The 26,172-nt window shown below is 40.0% G+C and carries 23 protein-coding genes; 9 read left to right on the top strand and 14 right to left on the bottom strand.

Annotation, left to right across the window (positions count from 1 at the left end; translation table 11 throughout):
• Nucleotides 1-7: 7 nt before the first annotated feature.
• Nucleotides 8-715 carry an endonuclease III domain-containing protein gene (locus Q0590_RS18865; protein ID WP_302039146.1) on the bottom strand — a complete coding sequence of 236 codons (708 nt, stop codon included), beginning with the start codon at nt 713-715 and terminating at the stop codon, nt 8-10.
• A 195-nt stretch (nt 716-910) separates the two neighbouring features.
• Between Q0590_RS18865 and rsgA the strand changes: the two genes are divergently transcribed.
• Nucleotides 911-1,837: a ribosome small subunit-dependent GTPase A gene (rsgA, locus tag Q0590_RS18860; RefSeq protein WP_302039145.1), complete on the top strand. Its 927-nt coding sequence runs from the start codon at nt 911-913 to the stop codon at nt 1,835-1,837.
• 7 nt (nt 1,838-1,844) lie between these two features.
• On the opposite strand, the gene Q0590_RS18855 is transcribed toward rsgA, so the two are convergent.
• Entirely contained in the window at nt 1,845-2,867 is a 1,023-nt protein-coding gene (locus Q0590_RS18855; protein WP_302039144.1) for a glycosyltransferase, read from the bottom strand.
• Nucleotides 2,868-2,910: 43 nt separating this feature from the next.
• Here Q0590_RS18855 and Q0590_RS18850 point away from each other — a divergent pair, with 43 nt between their 5' ends.
• Nucleotides 2,911-3,780, top strand: coding sequence for a hypothetical protein (locus Q0590_RS18850; RefSeq protein WP_302039143.1), 870 nt, complete (start codon nt 2,911-2,913; stop codon nt 3,778-3,780).
• 60 nt (nt 3,781-3,840) lie between these two features.
• On the opposite strand, the gene Q0590_RS18845 is transcribed toward Q0590_RS18850, so the two are convergent.
• Nucleotides 3,841-5,178 (bottom strand): mechanosensitive ion channel family protein, encoded by a 1,338-nt coding sequence (locus tag Q0590_RS18845; protein ID WP_302039142.1) that lies wholly within the window; start codon nt 5,176-5,178, stop codon nt 3,841-3,843.
• 442 nt (nt 5,179-5,620) lie between these two features.
• The gene (locus Q0590_RS18840) at nt 5,621-6,013 is read right to left on the bottom strand and encodes a hypothetical protein (RefSeq protein WP_302039141.1); all 393 of its coding nucleotides are present in this window, start codon (nt 6,011-6,013) and stop codon (nt 5,621-5,623) included.
• 268 nt (nt 6,014-6,281) lie between these two features.
• Here Q0590_RS18840 and purL point away from each other — a divergent pair, with 268 nt between their 5' ends.
• Nucleotides 6,282-8,522 carry a phosphoribosylformylglycinamidine synthase subunit PurL gene (purL, locus tag Q0590_RS18835; protein ID WP_302039140.1) on the top strand — a complete coding sequence of 747 codons (2,241 nt, stop codon included), beginning with the start codon at nt 6,282-6,284 and terminating at the stop codon, nt 8,520-8,522.
• 94 nt (nt 8,523-8,616) lie between these two features.
• Here purL and Q0590_RS18830 read toward each other — a convergent pair whose 3' ends face one another.
• From Q0590_RS18830 to Q0590_RS18795, 8 genes are all read right to left on the bottom strand, one after another.
• Nucleotides 8,617-9,990: an HTTM domain-containing protein gene (locus Q0590_RS18830; protein WP_302039139.1), complete on the bottom strand. Its 1,374-nt coding sequence runs from the start codon at nt 9,988-9,990 to the stop codon at nt 8,617-8,619.
• Between the two features lie 176 nt (nt 9,991-10,166).
• On the bottom strand, nt 10,167-10,559 hold the full coding sequence (locus tag Q0590_RS18825) for a response regulator (RefSeq protein ID WP_302039138.1): 393 nt from the start codon (nt 10,557-10,559) through the stop codon (nt 10,167-10,169).
• A 138-nt stretch (nt 10,560-10,697) separates the two neighbouring features.
• Nucleotides 10,698-11,618, bottom strand: coding sequence for an aspartate carbamoyltransferase catalytic subunit (locus Q0590_RS18820; protein WP_302039137.1), 921 nt, complete (start codon nt 11,616-11,618; stop codon nt 10,698-10,700).
• 49 nt (nt 11,619-11,667) lie between these two features.
• Complete coding sequence (gene pyrR, locus Q0590_RS18815) at nt 11,668-12,204, bottom strand: bifunctional pyr operon transcriptional regulator/uracil phosphoribosyltransferase PyrR (RefSeq protein WP_302039136.1); 537 nt, start codon at nt 12,202-12,204, stop codon at nt 11,668-11,670.
• Between the two features lie 147 nt (nt 12,205-12,351).
• Complete coding sequence (locus Q0590_RS18810) at nt 12,352-13,917, bottom strand: hypothetical protein (protein ID WP_302039135.1); 1,566 nt, start codon at nt 13,915-13,917, stop codon at nt 12,352-12,354.
• 165 nt (nt 13,918-14,082) lie between these two features.
• On the bottom strand, nt 14,083-15,390 hold the full coding sequence (locus Q0590_RS18805) for an ABC1 kinase family protein (protein WP_302039229.1): 1,308 nt from the start codon (nt 15,388-15,390) through the stop codon (nt 14,083-14,085).
• 131 nt (nt 15,391-15,521) lie between these two features.
• Entirely contained in the window at nt 15,522-16,172 is a 651-nt protein-coding gene (locus Q0590_RS18800; protein ID WP_302039134.1) for a TetR/AcrR family transcriptional regulator, read from the bottom strand.
• 68 nt (nt 16,173-16,240) lie between these two features.
• A complete protein-coding gene (locus Q0590_RS18795) occupies nt 16,241-17,764 on the bottom strand; it encodes a S41 family peptidase (RefSeq protein ID WP_302039133.1) in 1,524 nt (507 codons plus the stop codon).
• 423 nt (nt 17,765-18,187) lie between these two features.
• On the opposite strand from Q0590_RS18795, the gene Q0590_RS18790 reads away from it, so the two are divergent.
• Nucleotides 18,188-19,078: a S24 family peptidase gene (locus Q0590_RS18790; RefSeq protein ID WP_302039132.1), complete on the top strand. Its 891-nt coding sequence runs from the start codon at nt 18,188-18,190 to the stop codon at nt 19,076-19,078.
• Nucleotides 19,079-19,153: 75 nt separating this feature from the next.
• On the opposite strand, the gene Q0590_RS18785 is transcribed toward Q0590_RS18790, so the two are convergent.
• Nucleotides 19,154-20,296, bottom strand: a complete 1,143-nt coding sequence (locus Q0590_RS18785) for an AI-2E family transporter (RefSeq protein ID WP_302039131.1) — start codon at nt 20,294-20,296, stop codon at nt 19,154-19,156.
• A 208-nt stretch (nt 20,297-20,504) separates the two neighbouring features.
• Between Q0590_RS18785 and Q0590_RS18780 the strand changes: the two genes are divergently transcribed.
• A complete protein-coding gene (locus Q0590_RS18780; RefSeq protein WP_302039130.1) occupies nt 20,505-21,344 on the top strand; it encodes an SdiA-regulated/phytase-like domain-containing protein in 840 nt (279 codons plus the stop codon).
• A gap of 119 nt (nt 21,345-21,463) precedes the next feature.
• On the top strand, nt 21,464-22,234 hold the full coding sequence (locus tag Q0590_RS18775) for a TIGR00266 family protein (RefSeq protein ID WP_302039129.1): 771 nt from the start codon (nt 21,464-21,466) through the stop codon (nt 22,232-22,234).
• Nucleotides 22,235-22,322: 88 nt separating this feature from the next.
• On the opposite strand, the gene Q0590_RS18770 is transcribed toward Q0590_RS18775, so the two are convergent.
• Nucleotides 22,323-22,955 (bottom strand): lipoprotein signal peptidase, encoded by a 633-nt coding sequence (locus Q0590_RS18770; protein ID WP_302039128.1) that lies wholly within the window; start codon nt 22,953-22,955, stop codon nt 22,323-22,325.
• Between the two features lie 251 nt (nt 22,956-23,206).
• Between Q0590_RS18770 and Q0590_RS18765 the strand changes: the two genes are divergently transcribed.
• The 3 genes from Q0590_RS18765 (at nt 23,207) to Q0590_RS18755 (ending at nt 26,141) form a co-directional block, all read left to right on the top strand.
• Complete coding sequence (locus tag Q0590_RS18765; protein WP_302039127.1) at nt 23,207-23,410, top strand: hypothetical protein; 204 nt, start codon at nt 23,207-23,209, stop codon at nt 23,408-23,410.
• A gap of 91 nt (nt 23,411-23,501) precedes the next feature.
• Complete coding sequence (glmM, locus tag Q0590_RS18760) at nt 23,502-24,893, top strand: phosphoglucosamine mutase (RefSeq protein ID WP_302039126.1); 1,392 nt, start codon at nt 23,502-23,504, stop codon at nt 24,891-24,893.
• A 102-nt stretch (nt 24,894-24,995) separates the two neighbouring features.
• On the top strand, nt 24,996-26,141 hold the full coding sequence (locus Q0590_RS18755) for a cysteine desulfurase family protein (protein ID WP_302039125.1): 1,146 nt from the start codon (nt 24,996-24,998) through the stop codon (nt 26,139-26,141).
• The last annotated feature ends 31 nt before the right edge of the window (nt 26,142-26,172 follow it).

Genomic DNA, 26,172 nt, shown 5'->3' with positions numbered 1-26,172 from the left:
ATGAGTGCTAGGTAGCTACTTTCCGGTTGGTTTTGTACCAGTCACAAATATCAGTCAATGGGCATTTCTGGCAGCGGGGAGTTCCCCAGATACATACTTTTTGTCCGTGCCAGAAGAAATGCTTATGAAAATTAAGTAATACTTTAGCCTCTTTCGGTAATAGATCCAGCAGAATAGTATGTGCTTTTTCGGCGGTTGTTTTGTCAGTGATGATGCCTAGTCGTTGCGTAACCCGGTGCACGTGTGTATCTACTGGCAAAACAGGTTTATAAAAGTTGAAAAGCAGCACCAACGTAGCCGTTTTAAGCCCTACGCCAGGCATGGACATCAACCAGGCCATAGCATCTTCTGTAGACATATTCCGCAGAAATTCTATGTTCGCTTCGCCACGTTCTTCCAGAATGCGGGCTACGGCTTTTTTTATATTTACTGCTTTAGCTTCCGGAAACCGTGAGCTGGAAATAGCCTCTATCAATTCTGGCAGTGGTGCATCCCGTATACCTTCCCACGATCCAAACCGTTCGTGCATTAGCCGGTAGGCTTTTTCTTCATCGGCATGGGTAGTCCGGTGAGAGAGCATAGTAGAAATAAGTTCCCTCATAGGGTCTCGCCGGTTGCCTAACTCCTGTTCGCCATATAATTCCTGCAGCCGGATATGCGAAATCCATGTTTTTTCTTTTATTGTAAGTGGTTGCTGATCTGCTGAACCTGCCATAGCTGTTTAATGTTTTTACAGGAATTAAACTGCTTTTCTAATGGCTTTGTTTAGCAGAAAAGGGCAACCATTTATACATTAGCCGTATATCTATGTGTAGAACGGAGAAGTGGATTGAGTAAAAACAGTAAATAGTTGCTGATACACTGAATTCATCAAAGATTACCTCTATTTTTGCTACCTAGATTAGCTATTATGGAACAAGGAATGGTTATGCGGTCCACAGGTTCCTGGTATAATGTACAGTCGAAAGACAAAACCATGTATCAGTGCCGTTTACGGGGCAAATTCAAAATAAAGGACTTAAAAGTAACCAATCCTATTGCAGTAGGTGACCAGGTGCAATTTGAAATCGAAGACAAGTCGGACAATAAGGGTGTTATTATCCATATTCTTCCCCGGGTAAATTACATTATCCGCAAGTCCGTTCATAAATCAGCCTTTGGCCATATGATGGCCGCCAATCTGGACCAGGCAATATTACTGGTAACACTGGCTTTTCCACGTACCTCTCTTGGCTTCATCGACCGGTTTCTGGTTACTGCAGAATCGTTTCGTATTCCGGTTGTACTGGTGTTTAATAAAATAGATTTACTCAATGAAGAGGCACTTGCGTACCAACAGATGCTTGCAGCAATGTATGAATCCATTGGATATACGTGTTTGTTTACTTCACTGGTAAAGGAGATAGGAATAGAGGAATTTAAACAATCACTTTATCAGAAAAAATCCTTGTTATCCGGCCATTCCGGGGTAGGAAAATCTTCCTTAGTTAATCGCATTGCACCGGGTTTGCACCTACGGACTTCTGAAGTGTCTACTTTTGCTAACAAAGGAGTACATACCACCACTTTTGCTGAAATGTTTGAAATAGCAGAAAATTCCTATATAATAGATACTCCTGGAATTAAGGAACTTGGCTTAATAGATATAGGAAAAGAGGAACTAAGCCACTATTTTCCGGAAATGCGGGAAAAGTTGGGCGAATGCCGGTTTCATAATTGCACGCATGTACATGAGCCAGGCTGTGCCATAATCGCTGCTCTGGAAGCCGGCGAGATAGCCGACAGCCGGTATGCCAGCTATCTGAGTATGCTGGATGATTATGATAACAGAAGGTAAGTTTTTACTAGAGAAAATTATTCATTTTTTGCCTGGCCATCCGGTACAATGTATATAACCAGGCTACTGGAATCTTGAAGTTTGAAAGGAATAAAATTACCTGCGTGATAAAATCCGTTTTGGCTACCGACTCTAATAGTTTTTTATACTCCCACACTAAGTCAAAATTCTCTGTGTAGAAGCTTTGCCGCAAGTGATACCGCACATTACTAGCAAGTGCCTCATCTTCAGAAGGACTCCGGTTTAATGCTTTAGCTTTCCGGCAAACTACCAGTGTAGAGGCTAATAACTGGTTCATCCGGACCTGGTAAAATTTTGTAGATAAAGAACCTGCTACTTGCCGTTTTAGGGTTAAAACTTCATCCAGATAGGAATATTTATAGATCCGGGCTGACCTCACCCAGAAGTCGAAATCCTCATAACTTAGGTTTGCATCGTAGCCACCTAAAGCGTCAATTACACTTTTGCGCATCATCATGGTAGGGGTACAGATGAAATACTTTCGGAGAATGGCCTCATATACATCACCGGCAGGTATTTGCCGCCTGGCATGCCCTTGATTATCTACCGGATAATGATAAGATACCACCTGCGACTTCTCATTTATATAGATAGCATTTGTGAATATTACACCATAAGTAGCATCCAGCCTTTCAAATAAGTTCACTTGTTTTTCTACCCGTGTATCTAGCAATACATCATCAGCGGCCAAGTCAATAATGTACTTGCCTTTGGCATAGGCCAGAGCTTTATTAAAAGCACGGCAATTGCCCAAATTTTGCTCATTACTAATAAAGTGAATATGTGGATGTTTTTGTATGAATTGCTGGATAACCGAAATGCTATGATCACTACTTGCATCGTCTACTACAATCAGCTCCAGGACCTGATAAGTTTGATTTATTACCGAAAATAAAGCCTCTTCTACAAAAGCTCCCTGATTATAACACAGGCAGATAACAGTAACTAAGGGTAGGTTATTCTCTGGAGGAAAATTTGTAGTGTTCAACGAAATACGTGCTTTTTCCAATCTAACTATATTTTATTCATCCTATCAAACAAAAATAAGCAATATGAAGAAAATTAACCGGAGTAGTGCCTTAGCGATCCTGGCCATGAGTTTGATGTTTAGCGCTTGTAATAAAGACGATCAAAAGCCTGCTTCTTCTACAGACAGTGTTGTAGCAGATAATAATAAAGGAATGGCCGAATCAGATGATGTATTGTCTATGAGTGAAACGGATATGACAGCCAGTAACGATAAAATGGCGCGTATGTCAGCCGAAGAAGAAATCGTGTATACCAATAGTTACGGGGCAACCGTAACTATCACTCCAAAAGGTACCAATTCTACAGGCACCTTACTAATTGATTTTGGAACTGCCGGTGTGAAATCTCCCATTGATGGCCGAACACGGAAAGGAAAAATACAAATTGTTTATACAGGAAAATACAGGGTAGTAGGCAGTAGGCAAACGATTAGCTTAGATAACTATTACGTAGATGGAAATAGGGTAGAAGGCACAAAAGTGCTGACACACAGCTATGACAATACGGTGTTAGTAACTTCTATTAAAGAGACCGGTGGAAAAATAACTTTTTCTGATGGTAAAATACTGGAATGGAACAGCGAAAGAACCAGAAAATGGGATGTGAAAAATACGCCTTTTGATATAACGGATGATGAAGTAACAGTGGCAGGGGTGGCCTCAGGTAAAAGCCGTGAGGGTATTGCTTTTACAGCTACTATTGAAAACAACCAGCCCTTGTTATGGAAAGTGTCATGCTTGGCTATCAGTAATTATGTGGCTGTAAGTGGTGTATTAAAATTAACTTCTGCTACCGGAACTGAGTATACTGTAGATTATGGGGATGGAAATTGTAACAAAGAAGTTATTATCAGTAGCGGAGGTACCAGCAAAGCAATAAGTTTAACAAACTAAACAGCAGCTAAATTATACAGATAAAAGAGGTTGTTCTCCCAAGGACAGCCTCTTTCTATTTTATTGAGCAGCAGTCCGGTTTATATCTATTGGGATTCCTTGAGAATTAATAAGCTGCACCTGTTGCCTGGGATATACAGGTATAATGGTCTTCTGATTTTCGGGCTTATTTAGTTCTTCTGTGGTACGCAGAATTAATTCGCTTTTCCATTTCCTACGTTCTCTGGCACCAACCAAGTAACGGATAGTAATCGTAGTCCAGGAGTCTTCGGTAGAAAGAAAAACCTGAGGCCGGTCCGGAACATTATTTTCCAGGCCTGCTTCCGCCAGCATCTGGGCATATTGTTGAGCAGGTGTAATCATATAATTACCTAACAGCGAAATGGCTGTGCTTTCCAGCACCTGCATCCCTCTTTTTATGTCTGATTCATTAGCAATAGAAATAGCTAATTCATCCCATACAAATGGAAAATCCCGTGTTAAGTTAATTACCGTTCCTGTCAGAATTTCATTGTTCGGAAAAGTAACCATTCGGCCAGTTGGTTGCTCGGCTTGTACATATCCTGACTGGTAAGGAGCGCCTATTTCCCAAACAGTAGTAGTCAAAAAATCAATACTGTACACATCCCCAAAAACTTCGCCTACCTGTATTCGGTCGCCTACCCGGTAATACCCCTGGAAGGAGTTTAACAGCCACCCGGTAAAACTTTCAATAGGGGTTTGCAGCGACCAGGACAAAGCCAGACCAATAAGGCCAAGAGAGCCGACCAGCGCCCGGATATCGCCAGCTACAATACTTATTGCAACACCAATAGCCAGTAGCCAGGCCGATATAGATACAATAGAAATAATAGCTTTCGCACTATGCCAGTTACCAATGATTTTATCTAGCACAAAAGTTAATACCCGTACAAAGAGCCATGCCAGAACTAAGGTGGCTATGGCAATTAAAAACTTGGGAAGATTGTAATAAAAACCATTCCATAAGTTTTGTATAGCACTAATTGCTTCTTCAGCCGCCTCACGGCTAGATGGAGCAGCCAAGGAATCAACTGCTGTGGGTTCTTGTTCTATAATAGCCGATGAGCCGGCAGGCTTCACCTGATTAAATGCATCTGCTTCCTGGCCTAAGCCTTGTTCACTGGGTGCAAAGACTAACATAATAAAACCAGTAATAGCCACTGCTAAAATAGATGCCTGTTTAAAGTTCCTCAACCGGTTTTCTGCATTCTTTACTACTTTTCCGGTATCTATTCTTCTTTTGTTTTTACTGCCCAGCCTATATTTCTTTCCAGGTGACTGTTTTCTTATCGGCTGATTAGCTGTGTTATAACTATTTACTGCAACTGAATTGTTGTTCTTTCTGGAATATATTTTACGGCTCTTATTATAAGACATAGTAATATGGAGGCTGGTGCTTATACAGTAATACTATCATTACCTTATCAGCTATACGGAATTTGCAGGAACACAGATTAAAGTATATAATCCTCTTTTTGGTTCTGCGGAATTAGCGCCGGTGATTCTGGTATATGGAAGACTAAAAAGAGGCTATCAGGGCAGAGAGCAAGCGAGCGGTATTATTTTGCAATTCTCTCGCTTTGGAAAAGCGTTACATGCATGCCTACACCTAACTGGGATGTTTGTAAACTACTTTGAGGAGAGCAGAAAGAATACTATAAAAAAATTACTGTGCCAGATAGGCTACGCGCACAAGACATGTACCAATTTTCTCGAAAAGGAACAACTAGCTAGTGTATGAAAGCTTACTCTATGCTTTATAACACAAAAGGCAGCCTTATAGCTACTTTTTGATAAATATGCGTAAAGAAACAAAAATTTATTCTGTGTATTTTACACCAATGGCTTCTATCTTGGGAAAAGAACTACCCAGTTTACCATTGCCATAGGCTTGTCTGTAAAATTTAACCTGTACCAGCGCTTCGCAACCATCTTTACGGGCACGGCTTTTTACTTTGTTCAATACCTGATCGAATGATGAAATATTACTGCCAATAGCTTCGTATTTTACTGTTTCCTGGTAACTGCGGAAAGCAGGTTTAAATACATATACATTAATCTGGGAATCGGTGTCGTCCTCTATATTTTTCGCTTCCTGTACCGGAATAATTGGACTAATTTTTTCTGCCTTTTGAATTTGAACACACGAGCAACACACACTTAGTAAGCCGATATATAAGCCTGTTTGCTGTTTACGAAAAAGCCTTCTCATACGAATAGTATACTATAAATTTTACTATAGCAAGAAAATAAAAAAGGGTGAATGAAATTTATAAGATTCGCAGGATTGATAACAGATGTACCAAAACTGGATAAAATAGCTGGTTACTTATAAATATATCTGAAAAAAACTTTAGATAGAAGCTTTGCTAAAAATAACTAAGCAAAATATGTAAGCAAGTTCCGGAATAGCGCAGCAAGTATGCACCTTTTTGTCTAATTTTGCCCCGTCTAGTAAGTTCTCATTATCTTTTTCGCACATGACATTATCCACCGAAACCCACTTACCTACTGTAGATACCGCCAAAAAACTAGGCCTTTTGCCTGAAGAATTTGAGAAAATCAAGGCCATTCTTGGCCGTACGCCAAATTTTACTGAGTTAAGTATTTTTTCAGTAATGTGGTCGGAGCACTGTTCCTACAAAAATTCCATTGTCTGGCTGAAAACCTTGCCCAAAGATTCTCCCCGGATGCTGGCAAAAGCCGGAGAAGAAAATGCCGGATTAGTAGATATTGGCGATGGGTTAGCCTGTAGCTTCAAAATTGAATCGCACAACCACCCTTCTGCTTTAGAACCTTATCAGGGTGCGGCTACCGGAGTAGGTGGAATAAACCGGGATATTTTTACGATGGGTGCCCGGCCTATTGCCCAGTTGAATTCGCTGCGTTTCGGCAATCTGAAACTAGACAAAACCCGGCGTTTGTTAAAAGGAGTTGTAAAGGGAATTGGCGACTATGGGAATGCATTTGGTATTCCTACAGTAGGAGGCGAAGTGTTTTTTGATGATTCCTTTAATACTAATCCACTCGTAAATGCATTTTCAGCAGGTATCGTAAAGACAGGCCAGGTAGCCAAAGCAATTTCGTATGGCGTAGGAAACCCGGTATTTATAGTCGGATCAGCTACCGGTAAAGATGGCATACACGGAGCTACCTTTGCTTCAGAAGATATTGGTGAGCATTCCGTTGAAAAATTGCCGGCCGTTCAGGTAGGCGATCCTTTTCAGGAAAAGTTATTATTGGAAGCTACGTTGGAAATAATTGCTACCGGGCATGTTATTGGTATTCAGGATATGGGTGCTGCCGGTATTATTTGCTCTACGTCAGAAATGAGTGCCAAAGGGGAGCATGGTATGGAAATTCACCTGGACCGTGTGCCTACCCGGCAGGCTAATATGGTGCCTTTCGAAATTTTGCTTTCAGAATCACAGGAGCGGATGTTGATTGTAGTAGAAAAAGGCAAAGAAGCTGGAACTAAGGCTATATTCGATAAGTGGGATTTGAATTGTGAGCAAATAGGTACCGTGACTGATACAGGCCGCTTACATTTTTATATGCATGGCGAACTAGTAGCCGATGTTCCAGCTGATGACCTAGTACTAGGGGGTGGGGCACCTGTGTATCACAGAGAATACAGAGAACCTGCGTATTATAAAGAATATCAGAAATTTGACATACATACGATAGAAGATATACAAAATACTACTCAGATTACTGAAGCAGCAAAATATATCTTATCCCATCCCAATATTGCCTCAAAAAAATGGGTGTATGAACAGTACGATTCAATGGTTGGTATTGCCAACAGAAGTACGAATGCACCCTCTGATGCAGCCATTGTACGGGTAAAAGGCACTGATAAATCTCTTGTTATTACAGTAGACTGCAATTCCCGGTATGTACAGGCAGACCCTGAACAAGGCTGTGCTATTGCCGTGGCAGAAGCTGCCCGGAACATTGTATGTAGTGGTGGTGAACCGGTAGCTATTACCAACTGCTTGAATTTCGGTAATCCGTATGTTCCGGAAGTATACTGGCAGTTTGTGGGAGCTATCAAAGGAATGAAGAAAGCCTGCGAAAAATTCAGTACGCCCGTTACCGGAGGAAATGTAAGTTTTTATAACCAGTCATCTGACGAAGGTCCAGTTTTTCCGACACCCACTATTGGTATGTTAGGATTAATGGAAGCCCCAGAAAACCAGATGACCATAGATTTCAAAAAAGAAGGAGATATTATTTATTTGATTGGCCAGTCTCGAAATGATCTGGCTAGTTCAGAATATCTGTACTCATACAAAGGCGTAAAAGCTTCCCCTGCTCCGTATTTTGATATAGAAGAAGAATTTGCCGTGCAGGCGCTTGTAAAAGAGTTGATTTTACAAAAACGTATTGAATCCGCGCATGATGTATCGGATGGCGGTTTGCTAGCTGCGTTAGCTGAATCAGCCATGCCCCGCGGATTAGGTTTCAATATTAATCCTGATAAAAATGTACGGTTAGATGCTTTCTTGTTTGGCGAAAGCCAAAGCCGGGTAGTGGTATCTGTAAAACCTGAAAACAATGATGCCTTCTTAGATGCATTGGATAATTCTAAAGTAAAGTTCAGCTTATTAGGCAAAGTGCATGCCGCCGATTTCCGGATAGTAGATGAGCCTATTTTAACTTCTGCTGGAGCAAAAGAACTATACAATAATGCCTTAGGAAAAATTATGGAAGAGTAAAAGCTTGCCATTGGTTAATTTTTTGTAATTCATGGTAAAGCGGTTTTCTAAATTGGTTAGCTTATAAAATTTAACGGATTTGGGAAACCGCTTTTTATTGCTCATCAGATTTCATAGGTAATATCCAGTGGGCATGTTTGAAAGCCTCCCAGTCTACTTTTGCTAAGTCTACAGTAGGGTCAATAAAGGGCTGATAGGGACGGCCATTCAGACTGGCTTCACTAATGGCATAAATTTCCAGGTTTTGTATACCTTCTGCTCCATATTTCTTTTTCAGCAGTTGGACTACTTGCCATATCATATCCGGATGCGTGGCTACATCAGCCGCTTGTACATCCGTTAAGTAGTCACTCAGATAAACCTTCCACTGCTCATTTGTCTGAGGATTCCGTAGATTAAAAGATAAATTACCGCCCTTAGACCGTAGCATCATCCGCCATGACATCCGGTGGCCTTCTTCAGTCCAGTTTACATCTCCGGGAAATAACAAGTGCCTCAATGGTAAGACTACTTGCAGTACAAAAAATAGCACTAAAAAAACGGTAATAGCCGGATTTGGCAGAGAATAGGAGGGAAGAGGAGAAGGTAGTGCGGATATAGGCGTTTTTTTCTTAAAAAAGAATCGTCTCACTTTCTCTGGTTCAAAGAAAAATACATCTGCCCCGATCATTAAATAGGGAAAAATGCCTATCTGAAATACAGCAGAGTTGAATCCATGAAAAACAAGCGAAGCAACGAAAGCTAGCATTCTTGTTTTTTTCCAGAGCAGTAAAGGCACTATTAATAAATCAAAGAAGATCCCTCCATATGCTACTACCCATTTAATCCAGTTAGTTGCTAGCAGGGGCCCAAGTATAGGATAATCAGTTTTGTATTGGAACCACAAAGCAATAGGCTTGGCCGAGAGCCAGTCGGGTTGTATTTTGGCGATGGCTGCATAGGTAAATACAATCCATAGTTGCAGAATGAAAAGCCAGAAACACCACCTGGGACAAGTTAAACTCCGGATAGCCGGTTTACGCTTAACATCCAGTGAAGCATAGTGATGGGCTGGTACAAGCATCATCAGTACACAAAGCAGAATCAACAAATAGTAATGATTATTGTAGTTGAATTTCTGCATCAGATAAGTAGCAGTCCACATTAGGGTGAAAGCCGTTATGCTGAAGCGATAGAATAAACCCAGCATCACCATCAACCCAAAACCTGACATTACCACATAGTATCCGTACATGCCATACCCCGGCAACGGTTGCAACCACTCAAAACCAATAAAAGGCAAAGGATACACAGGGTCAATAAATGTTTCTTTTACCCAGCCGGTGAAAATAGCCCCTATAGATTCCAGGAAGATGAGTAATCCGAAGATTATCCGGAAAACAATTAATGGACTGTTGTCTACAGGTGAGCTGAGGTAGCGCAGAAGCCTGGATGAAATGTTTTCGTGGATGCTCGTAGTGATTGGCATATAGCGAATTTAATTAAAATATACACTTTTCGTTCCTATGTTATACCAAAACATTTTTAACCTGGAAAATAAAAAAGCCCATTACCAGTCTGTTTTAACAGATTGGTAATGGGCTTCTGAAGTAAATGTATAGAATTCTCAGCTAGGTGTGTAGAAGCTGAAAAGGAAATTTCTTTTTATACTTTTTCTGACATATACATATGTAGAATTTCATCAAGCTCATCCAGTGCAGTAGCTCCCTTGATGATATATTCTTTAATGCCAAGTTTGATCATCTCAAAAACTATTTGCCCATCTTCCTGGCCACTCAGCATAATTACTTTTAATTTCTGCAAGTGTTTCTGAGCAGTTTCCATCACTTCTTTGCCATTCATCCGGCCACCAGAACGGTTTATATTGTAGTCCAGAATAAGAATATAGGGATCTAAATGTAATTGCTCAATACCCGCTTCACCAGTATTGAAAGTATAGATTTCAAAAATTTGTTTTTGTTCTAAATGCTTTTTGAGTACGAATAAGAATGACTCATCATCATCAATAATAAATATTCTGATTTTTTTGTTGGACATACAGATAAGTAGCTTAGTGCTGAATAGAATTCAAATAAAGCAGTTTGCTTGTTTTTTATAGGTGTCTTCTGCTCAGATATCATACATACTCAGGTTTTCAACAGAATTGCATGTAGTTCTGATAGTTAAATGCAGAAGTTAATTCTGAGCTAACAAGTACATTACCGCCATCCGGATGGCTACACCATTTTCTACCTGGTTCAGGATAATAGAATGATCAGAGTCGGCCGCATCACTGCTCAATTCTACTCCCCGGTTAATGGGTCCGGGATGCATAACGGTGATTTTTTTGTCGAGGGAATCGAGGAGTTTTTTGTTAATGCCGTAATAGAGGGAATATTCACGTAGAGACGGAAAATATTTTATCTGCTGCCTTTCCAGCTGAATACGCAGAACATTAGCCACATCGCACCATTGTAAAGCCTTGCGAACATCTAATTCTACCTTCACTCCCAGCTCTTTTATGTATTTAGGAAGCAGCGTAATTGGTCCGCATACCATTACTTCTGCACCTAGTAACTGAAGGGCAAAAATATTTGACAACGCTACTCTAGAATGTAAAATATCGCCAATAATAGCTACTTTTTTTCCTGCAACTTCACCATGTTCCTCCCGGATAGAAAAAGCATCGAGCAGTGCCTGCGTTGGATGTTCATGTGTACCATCGCCTGCATTTACAATATTGGCTTTAATATGTTTAGCCAGAAAATGCGGAGATCCTGGACTAGAGTGGCGCATAACAATCATATCTACCTTCATAGCCAGGATGTTGTTGACTGTATCCAGTAGGGTTTCGCCTTTTTTTACAGAACTAGACGAAGAGGAGAAGTTAATAACATCGGCCGAGAGTCTTTTTTGTGCCAGTTCGAAAGACAGGCGGGTACGGGTAGAATTTTCAAAAAATACATTGGCTACCGTTATGTCTCGCAAGGAGGGTACTTTTTTTATGGGCCTGTTTAGTACTTCTTTAAATGTATCGGCAGTTTCAAAAATTAGTTCTATATCTGCCCTGGTAAGACCTTTTATTCCGAGTAAGTGTTTTACACTTAGTTGTTGCATGCGTGTGGTATGTTTGAGCAAAAAGTGAAACCTGTATTCGTTTTTAGCTTTAATTCATCAGCCAGATGCTATCCTCTGTATTTCCTTGTTCTTTCCATTGCACTAATACCCGTTGAGAAAAAATGGAATCTACCGGCTTCCCGATGTAGTTGGGTTCAATGGGCAAATCCCGGCTGTATTTACGGTCTATTAAAATGAGTAACTCTACCTTACGAGGCCTTCCAAAAGCCGTCATGGCATCCAGGGCAGCTCTTACGGTACGGCCTGTAAACAGCACATCATCTATGAGAATAACATTTTTATCTTCAATAATAAATGGTACGTTGGTAGCATTTGGTTTGAGAGGTGTTTCCCGCCGCCTGAAATCATCCCGGTAAAATGTGGCATCCAGATATCCGAGAGGTACCTCTGTCTTATTCATTTGCCGGATACGTTGCTTGAGCCGTTCGGCCAAGAAAACACCCCGAGGCTGCAGGCCCAACATTACAGAATCCTGAAACGTATCGTGATTTTCGATGAGTTGCTGGCTTAAGCGGCTAAGCGTAATTTCCAGTTGTTGGCTATCCAGTATTTGTCTTTTTTGCATGGCTTGGGTGTGCAAAGATAGAAAAAAGGACTTAATATAAACGGCGGCTTACCGTGTAATTTTCAATAAGCATTGTTATGCCTACACGATAATACGAAAGGCGCATCTGATGCGCCTTTCGTATGAATTATACTTATACTTTAACATCTACTGTTTCTGCTCTTGCAAATTTGTAGTAGCCGCATTGGTTTGGTACGTAATTTTATTGAGATAGAACACTTTACGCGTAGATTTTACCCCAACGTCTTTGCTGTTATTAATCTCCTGCTCGCCCCAGGTAATAAAATATTTTCCATACCATTCGCTTACTTTCGCATCCTCTGAATCTACAATTTTGTCATGCTCGAAATTGGTTTTAATAGGATAGTTCTCTTTATCTTTTACCACCTGGTTTCCTTTAATTATTTTTGTATTCAACGTTTCCTCGTGTGGATAGACTAAAACAATTTTATCATCGTCTACGGCTACCTTTACAGCTTCCACTAACTGATAGCTTACAAAATCTTGAATACCAAAACTATTATCCCATAACAAATTGCCTTGTTTATCGAACCCGCACACAACCGCATGGGTGTACTTATAGCCGTCAAAAATACGGTCGCTGTAGCGGTTTCCGCCGTAATAGCCATAGCCATAAAATGAGTTAGAACGGTATTGCGGATAAAAGGCTTCCCCAATCAGAATATACTGGTCGTCTTGTTCAATAATGTCGTGCAGCATTAAGCGGTAGCGCAACTGGTATTCCTTGCCTCTTTCTCTCTTTTTCACAATCCGGTTTCTTACACGCACTTGCCGGCGGGGCTTCATAAAACTGAAGAAATTCTCAAAATCGTTGAATTTATAATATTTAATAAACTCCTGCTCATCGCCATTCATTTTGGCTATATACATACCCTGAGCATACGGCGAATTTTTGACAGAATAATTTCCCATCAGGAAGTGCTCGTCTTCGTTTAATGGGCTTATGCGGCCAGTTTGTAGCGTTTTATCACGGTTGGAAGGTACCACCATATTTTTCAGCAGGCGGCCACCATAATCATAGGATTTGATAGATAAATCAGACCGGCGCCTGTTGATGTTGTATAAAATTACATCCAGGGTATTTTCGTAATTGTCTACCTCCAATTCACTTATTTCAGAATTTGCTTCATACATGGCAGGCAAAATCCTGGAACGTTTGTCGAAAAAATTAAATGCTACCACTACCGGACGGTATTTAACACGTCCACCAATATAGGCAGTGTTGCTCATTACCTTAAAATGAGTAATGTCCAGATAGGTTAGTAAACTGCCTTCCACCAGTTCAGAATCACCATTTAAAAAATCCAGACGGAAGATCGACATCTTCAGCGACTGATTCTGGGTAAGCAGTACATACAGAAAATTATCATTCTGAAATACTTTGGTAGGGGAATATTCTGCTTTAATAATATAGGTCTTTTCCCACATGATATTAAGCATTGTATCGTAGCGGGCGATGTTCCAGGTATGGTTGCCGCCTTCCGGATAAACCGATTGTGAAGAGACAAGCAGGCCTTTTTCTTTTAAAGAAATAACATTGTATAACTTATTTTCTTTTTCATCCGGAGTGATTTCCAGCCTTAACACCTGATCCAGTTGTGCCCATACCGTTGTGGCTGTTGTACAACAGAGCAAAAGTAATAACAAGCTTGTAGTGAAAAATGCCTTCATGGTGGTGTCTCCTTCATACACAAGTACTTGGATTCGTATTGATATGTTACTAAAATACCAAAAATAATTCTCATGCCGTACAGAATTTTCATATATTTTTAGTACTGCACCGATAGTATTTATAACAAGATGCACATATAGAGTTATTCCATAAAAATTTGCGACCTATTTTGCTAAAACAGGGATTTACATCATCCATTCAGGCTTTGTTGTAGTAATATTGGCCTTCAGTTCGTGTAGTATCGCATACAAACCATAATAGGTTCTGTTAATATACAAGGCATGTCGCGAGCCACGTGCTGACTTGGATTCCCGGATTTCTTTGTATTTCGACATTTTCTCTCCATACTCAAACACAGAGGCAAAATAAGCTTCATTGCCGAAGTCGAAGGTGGGGGTATGGAAGGGTTTACCCAGCAAAACAATCATGCTTTTGAATAATTCTTTAAAAAATGCTACTTGTGCCGGTGAATCTGCTGGTGAAAGAAATTCTAGTGCATAGAATAACTGATTCATCTTAGCTTCATCTTTCAGAATATGCGGATTAATTAAAGCAAAATAGTTCTGGTAATAATCTTCCGGAATTTCTTTTACACAGCCAAAGTCAATAATACCCATGGTACCATCTGGCCGCATGAGGAAATTGCCAGGATGCGGATCTGCATGTACCGTGCGGAGTGTATGGATCTGAAAATCATAAAAATCCCATAATGCCTGGCCAATTTTGTTGCGTACTTCCTGCGAAGGATTAGTTTGCAAAAATTCAGACAGATGTTTGCCTTCCAGCCAGTCCATCGTCAGGATGCGTTCGCAGGAATATTGTGGATAATAGGTAGCAAAAAAGATATCAGGTATATGTGCACACGCCTTAGAAATGTCTACTGACCTTTTCAGCTCCAGGGTATAATCTGTTTCTTCAAGCAGCTTGCTTTCTACCTCCTGCATATATTTCTCTACATCACGCTCATTCAGATTTAACAAGCGGATAGCAAAAGGCTTTACCATTTTCAGATCCGAGCTTACACTTTGAGCTACTCCTGGATACTGCACTTTTACAGCTAATTTTTTACCCTGTAAAGTAGCTTCATGCACCTGGCCAATAGATGCCGCATTTACTGCATCCATAGTAAAGGTATCAAACAACTCTTGTGGTGTTTTGCCAAAATATTTCTGAAATGTTTTAATTACCAATGGGCCAGACAGGGGCGGAGCACTGTATTGAGCCATTGTGAATTTTTCGGAGTAAGCTTTAGGAAGCAGGTTTCTGTCCATACTCATCATCTGAGCTACTTTCAACGCACTTCCTTTTAACTCGCTTAACGATTCATAAATATCGTGTGCATTGTCTTCATGCAGGTCTTCCTTAGATAGATCTGTATCGAACATGCGTTTGGTATAATGCTTTATGTAATTACCACCTACTTTAAAGCCTGTTTTCACAAATTTAGTGGCCCGTTCTACTTTTGTAGCAGGTATGGTTGTTTGAGATTTCATCATAAGGTTTGATACTAAGTGCTGGTTGTGCGGAAACATACGATTTCAGCGACAACATAATTTAAAGCTGGTATTAACAGACCAGCCGGCAATTGGAATAAAATAGGTGAATGAGTTAGTGTAGGTACCCATCAGAAACGGGTGCTTTGCCTGTTCTGAAATATGAATTTTGCAAAATCAAACAACGTATCCAGAGGTGTTTTGCCAATCAGATCAAAAGCGGTATTTACAGCTTTTTCAATGGCCACATCCGTCTGTTCAAACTGCTGACTAGGGTCTTTTATCCAGAAGTTTAGAATAAACAACGTTTGTCTCCATAACGCATCCGGATACCTCTCTGCAAGGAACGGGCGGTTCATTACTTCGCTGGTGGCTCTGCCTTCACGCAGCAACTCTTCTGCAAATTCTTTAAATGCTTTTTTGAATAGAAAAAGGTCTGCCGAAGTTGCCATAAATTGTTTAAGTGGCTGCTTATTTACTGCATATAAGGCAAAACTCCGTTGTAATTTCAGTTCTTCTACCCAGATATAATAGAGGGAAAGCAATTTTTCCCGGACTGAATACTGCTCAAATACTTCCTGGCTTTCTGTCCGTAGCCGGGCTTTGTCAAATATATCTTTCCAGATTTGTTGTTCCAGATTGTCAAATGAATTAAAGTGTGCATAAAACTCCGTTTCCGCCATGCCTAACTGCTTGGTAAACGCAAAAACGGATACTGGCTGCCTGCCATGCTCTAACACATAGATAATGTATGAATGTTGTAGTTGCTCTTTTGTTTCCATTTTTATATAACCTGAAAACGTACAGAATGGTTTATGTATTTGATTGGCCTTATGAAGAAAAATAGCACTTAATTACCTGTACTGCTAACAAGTTCCTGATTGCCTTTTAAGATTAATTCATAGACTTGTTGCAAGATTGAATCTTCCTCTCTTGCCTCTGCAGCTATGTTCCGTTTAAGCGCAATGTCGGGCATGATGCCACGGTTATAATAGGTATGTTCTCTGTCGTTAGATACAATGGCTGTCGATAGATATACTTGCACATGGGTATTGGGGAGGCTGACGAGCAGTGTATTTCCAAAGGAGTAAGATGGGCTAGCGCCACACTCTTCGCCTACAATCTGTCCCAGATTATGTTCTTTAAAATATTTAGTAAATAAGCCGGCGGCAGAAAAAGTATTTCCATTCACCAACAGATAAACTTTTCCTTTGAATTTTAGCTTCTCGTTAGCTATAAAGTGTGCCTTGCTTGAAAAAGGAATAAATTTACCTACCGGCGTGTGAGCTATTTTTGCCGCATAAGATTGTTTATTAAAATTCCGTTGTAAAAAATCTAGTAACCCTTGCTTTTTACTCTCTTTTAGCAAATGGCTGGACTTAATCTGAAAAGCACTCTCTATATTTTGAGGACTTATGTAGTTTAGTAACATATGGGCATGATAGATCATACCACCCGGATTGTCGCGTAGATCGATAACCAGGTTTTCTACATGGCTTTGATTAATCTTTTTAAAACTGTTTTCCAGAAATTGCCAGAAATACAAGGTACGGGGTTTGTTTGAGATATCCTCAAAGCGGTTTATATCCATATAGGCTACGGAACCATTAGTTTGAATGGTTAGGGTAGGTTCGTTGGCTAGTTTCTCATTGGCTTCAATAATTTCTCTGGCTGTAATGCCTGGTAAAGAAACGCTGCCATGCTTACCGCTGGGTGAAGTATACGTGATGGTATAGGTATCTTGGGCCCCATACAACATCCAATAATAAATGCTGAACCGTTCCAGGTTTTCCAGTTGCCGGGTTTTATAAATCTGTATACCGGCATCAGCACTGGTAGCTTTATACATAGCCGCAGCAATAGTTTCTATGGGAACTCCGTTAATAGCCATAAGCCTGGTACCAAGCGTACCGGACTCTAAATGACCTGCGTAATCTTGCTTAATAAATGCCTGCCCGTTTTCAAATAAAAGTTGAAGTGGAAAAAATTTGCCTTTCTGTTGAATATACTTAAATAAGGCATATTGATTATGGGCATCCAGGTGTCCATCGTTTATAAAAGCCAAGTATTGCTTAACAAGTACAGTAAATTCATTTGCTGTAATGTGTGTACGTGTAGCGTTAGTGTCTTTTAATAAACTATCTACTAATAAAGAGTACTTATTCTGTATAGTGGCACTGTCTGTATAACAATACAGGCAAGGATGGGCATCTTGTAATTTCGTATGCAGAAATAGCAGATCTTCCGCACATTTATCTAATTCATAATAGTATTCTGTCTTACTAGAATCTTTTTCATGTGCAGGTAATTGAGCTTTGGCATACCAACTCATGGAACATAAAAACAGGAATATGGGTATAAGTTTGGCTCCCATAGGCGGTTATTTCACTAAAAAGTCAATGAATTTTATAAAGCAGGATTAACAATTTAAAAAATTATTTATTCTTTATAAAGAATCATAGGAGCTGGTAAACTGAATTTTTCAAAAATATTTTGCAAGTAAGAATTTAGCTGCAATTCTAGTAAGTCAGTTGAATTAGGAGAGGTCGGCCATGAGAGAACTAAAGAAAAGAGAATAGCTGGCTGATGATTTGAGGGCTATCCAAGTGAGTAGAAATTCTATATTAGGTACTATACAAAATTTGTATGAAAGATAAAAGCATTTCAGAAAATAAATAATTTTGGCTAGGAATAGCTTTTTGTTACAACTATTATTTTATATTTGTTGTATACCTTATAAGTATCATGCAAGAGTATACAAGAAAATGAGTAGTATAAAATAAATAGCTGTAAAATTATGGATATAAATGACCGGGTAGCAACCCTTATCAATAAGCTGGGGATGACCGCTTATCAATTTGCTAAAGAACTTGGCTACGACAGGCCCGAAAAAATATATACCATTCTCAATAAACGGAATAAGCCTGGATACGACACGTTAGCCGATATATTAAACCACTTTACACAAGTAAACGCAGAATGGTTGATGTTAGGCAATGGAGAAATGCTCAAAGGTGAGGAAAATAGGGAAAGCAGCATTGCCGTAGTAAAAGAAAGCCCTACCCCTGAAATTGTGGTGTTTGAAGGCAATAAACATGGAAAAAGTTATTCTGTAAAAAAAGAAGCCGGTATTGTGGCTATTACGCTGGACCGTGAAACGCAGGAAGAAAATATAGCCATGGTAGACACGCGAGCGGCTGCCGGTTATCCGCAATATTTCTTGGAACCTGAATACTTTGTGGATTTGCCTAAGTTCCATCTGCCTGGTCCGCAGTTCCGCAATGCTACATTCCGCTGCTTCCAGGTTATTGGCGATAGCATGACAGAAACACTATATCCCGACGACTGGGTTATCTGTCAATACTTTGATTTGAGCCAGGGTGCCAGATCATTCAACGCCATTAAAGAAGGGTATGTGTATGTAATTGTAACCGATGAAGCAGTGCTGGTGAAGCGGTTGCTAAACCGGGTACAGGAAAGAGGTAAAATAGTATTGATGTCTGATAATGAGGCCTATGCAACCCGTGAAATTGATGCAGAAGATGTAAAAGAGCTGTGGTATGTAAAAGCAAAACTGAGTTTCCATTTCCCCAATACCAGATACAATACCCTGCGCAAAATCAGTGGCCTAGAAGCAGATCTGGTACATTTGCAGGAAAGAGTAAAAAAACTGGAAAGTTATAAGTAGTCACTACGTACATAAAATAAAATACCCGATGCCATCACCTTAGCATCGGGTATTTTATTTTCAGCCTGTTTCGCTTCAATCAACTTGCTCTTTCATAGTGTCTTTCACTTCCCGTTTGATGTTTTGCAAAAAATCACCATTCGGATTTAAGTCAGCAGATACTGGTGGTTCTCCCAACAGAAAGCCAAATGGTTCTAAAGGCTCTATATTATCGAGAATTACTTTTAAAATAGCCGTAAAAGGAATAGAAAGAATCATGCCCGCAGGCCCCCACAACATACCTCCCAGCAACAAGGCAATAATGGCAGCTAAGGGGTTAACACTCACTTTGGAGCCCACGATGTTAGGTGTAATAAAATTTCCCTCCAGAAATTGGACAATCGTAAATACTCCTGCTACTCCCAGGGCATACCAGATAGAGTCTTTTGTTAGTAAGGCTATCAGAATAGGAAAAGCTGAACCAACAATAATTCCTAAATAGGGAATAATGTTTAATAACGCTGCCAGAGCGCCAAAAAAGAAAGCATACTTAATACCTAAAACAAGCAACCCCAATGTATTGAGCACCGCAATAATAACCATTACCAACATAAGACCCATAATGTAATTCTTTACTACATTCTGAATTTTATACATGATATGTGTAATCTGGTGGTTAGGAGTTTTTATAAATAGCTTGTTCAAAAACTGTTTAAAAAATGTGCGGTAATACAGAAAGAAGAAAATAAATACCGGCATTAATCCAAGGTCGGCAAAAGTACTGGTTGTGTAGGCTAATACACTCGTAAAAAAGGCGCCACTCGACTGTATCATGGCATCGGTTGAGGTGCGGAATAAACTAAGCTGGCTGTTTTTTCCTATACCAAATGTCTGGCTTATAAACGTGTGAATTTCTTCCAGTAACAGTTCCAGTTTCTTTTGTAGTTCTGGTAAGTCTTCACCAAAACTTAGCAGCTGAGAAGAAATAAAGTACAGAAGTATGCCTACAACAATTATAATGACAATCAGGCAAATAAAGATGGCCAGTACCCGTGGCAGACGTAAACTCTCGAGTTTAGTGCAGAGAGGATGCAGGAGTAAGGCGAATAAAAAAGAGAAGCATAAGGGCACCAGTAAACTGTCGCCGAGTTCCAGGGCTACCAGTATGAGCGCTACACTTATTAAAACAAGGCTTATTTTTACATATAAAGGTTGTTTTACTTTAACATAGTTTTCCATCAAATCTGTTAATTAAACGTTGGGTTATTTAAGGTAATTTAACGGTAAAGGAAAAAGCAAGTTGAATATATCCTGACAATAGTATTGTACGTTCTGTGTACAATATCAACTATTCAGCAGTAAGCCGGTTCGGTAAGTAGCCGGTATGCGTGATCTGCCAAAGTAAATCCATACATTTAAAAAAACCTTAACTCGTAAAATGCTGAAAATGAAAATTCTGTTATTTTTATTCTCGCTTAAAACCGCTTTTTGTACGTGTAATCCTGAAGTGAAGAAAAGCGGATTTGAAAGAGGAAGAAGCAGCTACAAAGTAACCCGTTTGGGCCGCATGCCGCAGGTCATTAATGAAAGTTCCGGGCTTGTGATGGCTGAAAGTGATACTGTTTTCTGGACGAATAATGATGGCGGTAGCAAGCCTATACTTTATAAAATCAGCAGAAACGGTGATATACTAGATTCTCTTCAGCTGACAGCTACAAAAAATACCGATTGGGAAGACTTAGCAAAAGACAAAGCCGGGTATGTGTATGTTGGCGACTTCGGAAATAACCTAAATGCCCGCAAAGACTTGACGATCTATAAGCTACATCCTCAAAAACCACAACACATTGAGCAGATAACGTATCAGTATCAAGATCAGGAAGCATATCCGCCAGCAAAGGAGACCAGAAACTTTGATTGCGAAGCTTTCTTCGGGCATAATGGGCAATTATATCTCTTCTCCAAAAACCGTGGAAATAAGACCGTAAAAATGTATAGCCTTCCTGGAAAAGCAGGTCAACATACAGCAAGAGTAACCGATGAAGTTTATTTACAAAGCCAGGTAACAGCTGCTGATATAAATCCTTCAGAAAGTGCGTTTGCTTTGCTGAGTTATGGGAAAGTATTTCTTTTTCAGCTGGATGCGAAGGAGCCGACTTTCAAAAATCCATACCTGTGCATAAAACTAGCGAGAGGGCAAGCAGAAGCCTTAACGTTTATCAACGAAACCGATTTTATTATTTCTAATGAAAAAGGTAAATTGTTTTTAGTAGAGAAAAAGAAATAATTTACAGCTGTTGCATCATCAGGCAAAAACCCAATACCTTTACCAGTACTACATTTAACCGATGTTACGTTTAGTAATTATACAGTTATTTAGGTCAGAATTTAACCCTTCCATTCCTTATGAGATCACATGAAATAGATTACAAAATTATCGGCGACGATATACAAATCGTTGAAGTTGAACTAGATCCCAGAGAAACTGTAATTGCCGAAGCAGGTGCCATGCTCTATATGGAAAATGGCATTGAATATGAGACAAAAATGGGCGACGGGTCTCAGCCCAACCAAAGTTTTTTAGGTAAACTGATGTCTGCCGGATCAAGGCTTATTACCGGAGAGTCGTTATTTATGACCCATTTTACAAACAGAGGGCATATGCGTACAAGAGTCGCTTTTGCAGCTCCTTATCCTGGTACCGTTATTCCCATAAATTTGGGAAGTATTTACGGAAATCAGTTAATAGTGCAGCGAGATGCTTTTCTGTGTGCAGCTTTAGGAACAAATATCTCCATGCATTTTAATAAAAATATTGGCTCTGGCTTATTTGGAGGAGAGGGGTTTATTCTGCAAAAATTACAAGGAGATGGATTAGCTTTTGTACATGCCGGCGGAACGGTGGTAGAAAAACACTTGAATAACGAAATATTGAGAGTAGATACCGGATGCGTCGTTGCCTTTGAAACAGGAGTCAGCTTCGACATTCAGCGTTCTGGCGGGCTGCGTTCTATGGTTTTTGGTGGCGAAGGTCTTTTCCTGGCTACTTTGCAAGGCACTGGCCGGGTTTGGATTCAGTCGATGCCTATTTCTAAACTAGTGCAAGCGTTGGCTCCCTATGGTAAAAATTCCAGTAAAGAAGGAGGATCTTTGCTTGGTAAGCTAATGGAAGAGTAAGTTGGTTTCAGCCAAATTTTAAATTGTGCTAAACGAAAACAGGGTAAACCTTTGTAGCTTACCCTGTTTTTGTTTTGTGTATAGTCGGCTAATTATTCAAATCAGCAATGGTATTTTCGTTCAACGTTTCCTGATGATTTACCTCTTTTTCGGCAAAGAATTTCTTCTGCATGATTAAAATGATGGCTACGCCTACAAAAATAGAAGCATCAGCTATGTTAAAAATAGGCCATAACGAATAAAATTCTCCTCCGATCAAAGGAATCCACTTAGGAACTATGCCTTCCCAAATATCGAGGTAAAACATATCTATTACCTGCCCATGAAACCAGGGAGTTGGGGAGTCATAAGGAGCATTGTTTAAGTATACGCCATAAAAAGTACTATCAATGACGTTGCCAATAGCACCCCCAAGAATGAGGGCTGTACACCATAACAAACCAGGATGCACACCCCGTTTAGCCAGTACCCGCAGATACATAGCAATCCCGATCATGGCTGCCAAACGGAAAATACTCAGGATTAGTTTACCGTATTCTGAACCTAACTGGAGGCCAAAAGCCATACCCGGATTGAGCGTGTAATGTAACTTAAACCAATCACCAAACACCGGAATCTGCCCTGCTGTACCCAGCTCCATATTGAAATGCACCAGCATTTTCACTGTCTGGTCTAAGATGATTACTGCTAGGCTTAGCAGATAATATTTGTAATATCTCATTGAAAAGAAACGAAGTTATACAATTAACATCAAACAAAAATACTTATTATATCTCTTAATCAAGAATAAATATATAAGCTGCCTGTATTATTTTAGTAACGAAGGTATATAAAAATAATGGTAACAAAAATATGGATGCCTATGTTCATGGCTTTGCTTCATTCATAGAAACTTAATAGAGTAAGGAATAGTTATATCTGTATAGTCACATTAATTGACTATTTTTGCCTCACATTAATCTAAACATAGTTATGGTAACGATATTATTAGCAGTAGTTATATTAGCCTTATTTTTTGTAGGATTATCTGTACGGTTGCTTTTAGTAAAAGACGGCGAGTTTAAAGGAACATGCGCCTCTATGAATCCTGAATTAATGAAAAAAGGGATAGACTGTGCCTGTGGTAAAAAAGCAGGCGAGTGCCAGACAGCAAATCTGCCTGAGATTGCCAAGTAAACTGTGGAAATTTCTTTAAAGTTTTGCACAAAATTCAAGTTAAACTCGTTTAATTTGCCATTTTCTTATTTCTATCAAAAACTGAAACATAGTGTCATTAATCAAATCAATTTCTGGTATCAGGGGAACTATCGGGGGAAAAGCCGGCGAGTCTTTTACGCCTTTAGATATTGTAAAATTTACAGCCGCCTATGGTACATGGGTAAAGTCGCGACAAGTGAACGAGCATAAGATTGTGATAGGCCGCGATGCACGGATTTCCGGAGATATGGCATCAAAACTGGTAGCTGCTACTCTACAGGGCGTGGGCTTGGATGTAGTAGATATTGGTTTATCTACAACGCCTACCGTAGAACTTGCGGTGGTAGCAGAAAAAGCATCCGGAGGTATCATTATTACAGCCAGCCACAATCCGGTTCAATGGAATGCCCTGAAGTTATTGAATGAGAACGGTGAGTTTATATCTGCTAAGGATGGAGAAGAAGTATTGCAGATTGCCGAAAGCGAAAGTTTTGAGTTTGCTGAAGTAAAGAAGCTGGGCAAGTATTATACCGATGAAACATATCTGCAAAAACACATAGATGCTATATTGCAACTGCCACTCGTTAACCAGGCGGCTATTGCTGCCAAACAATACTATATTATTGTAGATGCAGTCAATTCTAGTGGGGGTGTAGCTGTACCTATGCTACTAAAAGCATTGGGTGTAAAAAAGGTAACTTTGTTGAATGGAGAGCCTACCGGTAATTTTGCCCATAATCCGGAGCCTTTGCCAGAAAATTTGCTCCAGATTTCCAACGAAATACAACGTGGCCGTTATGACCTGGGTATTGCTGTAGATCCGGATGTAGACCGCCTGGCACTGGTTTGTGAAGATGGAAGCATGTTCGGTGAAGAATATACGCTGGTTGCTGTAGCAGATTATGTATTGAAAAACAAAACCGGGAATACGGTTTCTAACCTTTCTTCTACCCGTGCACTCCGCGATGTAACGGAAAAAGCCGGAGGTACTTATTTTGCCTCAGCTGTGGGAGAAGTAAATGTGGTAACAGCCATGAAAGAAAACGATGCGGTTATTGGTGGCGAAGGAAATGGAGGTATTATTTATCCTGAGTTGCACCATGGCCGGGATGCATTAGTTGGCATTGCGCTATTTTTAAGCCACCTGGCTACTACAGGCTATTCAGTATCCAGGTTACGGGCTACATACCCCAATTACCATATCTCCAAAAATAAGATTGAGCTTACCCCTGATATCAATGTAGATAATATACTTGCCAGCATTAAGGAAAAGTATAGCAAAAATCCGATAAATGCAGTAGACGGTGTAAAAATAGAATTTGATAAAGAGTGGGTACATTTAAGAAAATCCAATACTGAACCCATTATACGCATTTACTCTGAATCAGAAACGCAGGCAACCGCTGAATATCTGGCTAACAAAATAATTACAGATATTAAAGAAATTGTTTCGCAGCAATAAGGCTCTCAAGCCGAAATCTGAGTTTTGACGACGATGGATCGTCAGCCTAGCCATACCGGGCTGATTTACCTATCTTTCTAAAATATTTATATTAAGTCAATTATGCGGGTATACTTTGATAATGCAGCCACTACACCCTTAGATAAAGAAGTGTTGGATGCCATGATTCCTTATATGATGAATCAATATGGGAATCCGTCTTCCATTCATTCGCATGGGAGAGAAGCCAGAGCCGCTATTGAAAAATCCCGTAAAACAATTGCTGCTTTATTAAACACTTCACCTTCCGAGATATTTTTTACGTCTGGCGGCACCGAAGCAGATAATACGGCTATCCGTTCCACTGTAGAAACCCTGAATATTACCCATGCTATTACTTCTCCTATCGAGCACCATGCCGTGCTGCATACGTTGGAGGAACTACACCGCCTAGGTAAAATTCAAGTAAGCTTTGTCAGGCTAGATGAAAAAGGCCATGTAGAAATGAACCATCTAGAAGAGTTGTTAAAAACCAACCCCCGTTCTCTGGTTTCATTAATGCATGCGAATAACGAAGTAGGTAACCTGACAAATATTGAAGCAATCGGAGAATTATGTAGCCATTATAAAGCCGTATTTCATTCGGATACTGTGCAAACGATGGGACATTACAGGCACGATTTAAGAAAATTAAACATAAACTTTATTGTAGGAGCAGCCCATAAATTTCACGGGCCAAAAGGAGTCGGATTCTTATACATTAACAATTCGCTGAAGATACAACCCTTTATTACTGGTGGCTCGCAAGAGAGAAATATGCGGGGAGGTACTGAAAATGTATATGGCATTATTGGGCTGGCAAAAGCCCTGGAAGTAGCCTACCGGGATATGGCGGAGCATCAGCAGTACATTCAAAGCTTAAAATCCCGCATGATTGAGAAACTGAAAACTTCTATAGAAGATATTTACTTTAATGGCGATTCAGCGAATGCGGAAAAAAGTTTATATACAGTGCTCAATGTAAATCTGCCACCTTCTGAACTAAATGATATGTTGCTCTTCAACCTGGATATACAAAAAATATCAGCTTCTGGTGGCAGTGCCTGCGCTAGTGGCACCAACATTGGTTCTCATGTATTAGCCGCATTAAACTGCCCTCCTGATAGAACATCGGTGCGTTTTTCTTTCAGCAAATACAATACACCCAAAGAAGTAGATTATGTAGTGGAGACGCTGGCGGAGATGTATAAAAATATTAAAGTGGCTTAATCTACATACGTCTGTAGCCTTGGCCCGTTTC

This window comes from Rhodocytophaga aerolata (assembly GCF_030503435.1).
Taxonomy (GTDB): domain Bacteria; phylum Bacteroidota; class Bacteroidia; order Cytophagales; family 172606-1; genus Rhodocytophaga; species Rhodocytophaga aerolata.
This window is presented reverse-complemented; position numbering and strand designations above follow the sequence as displayed.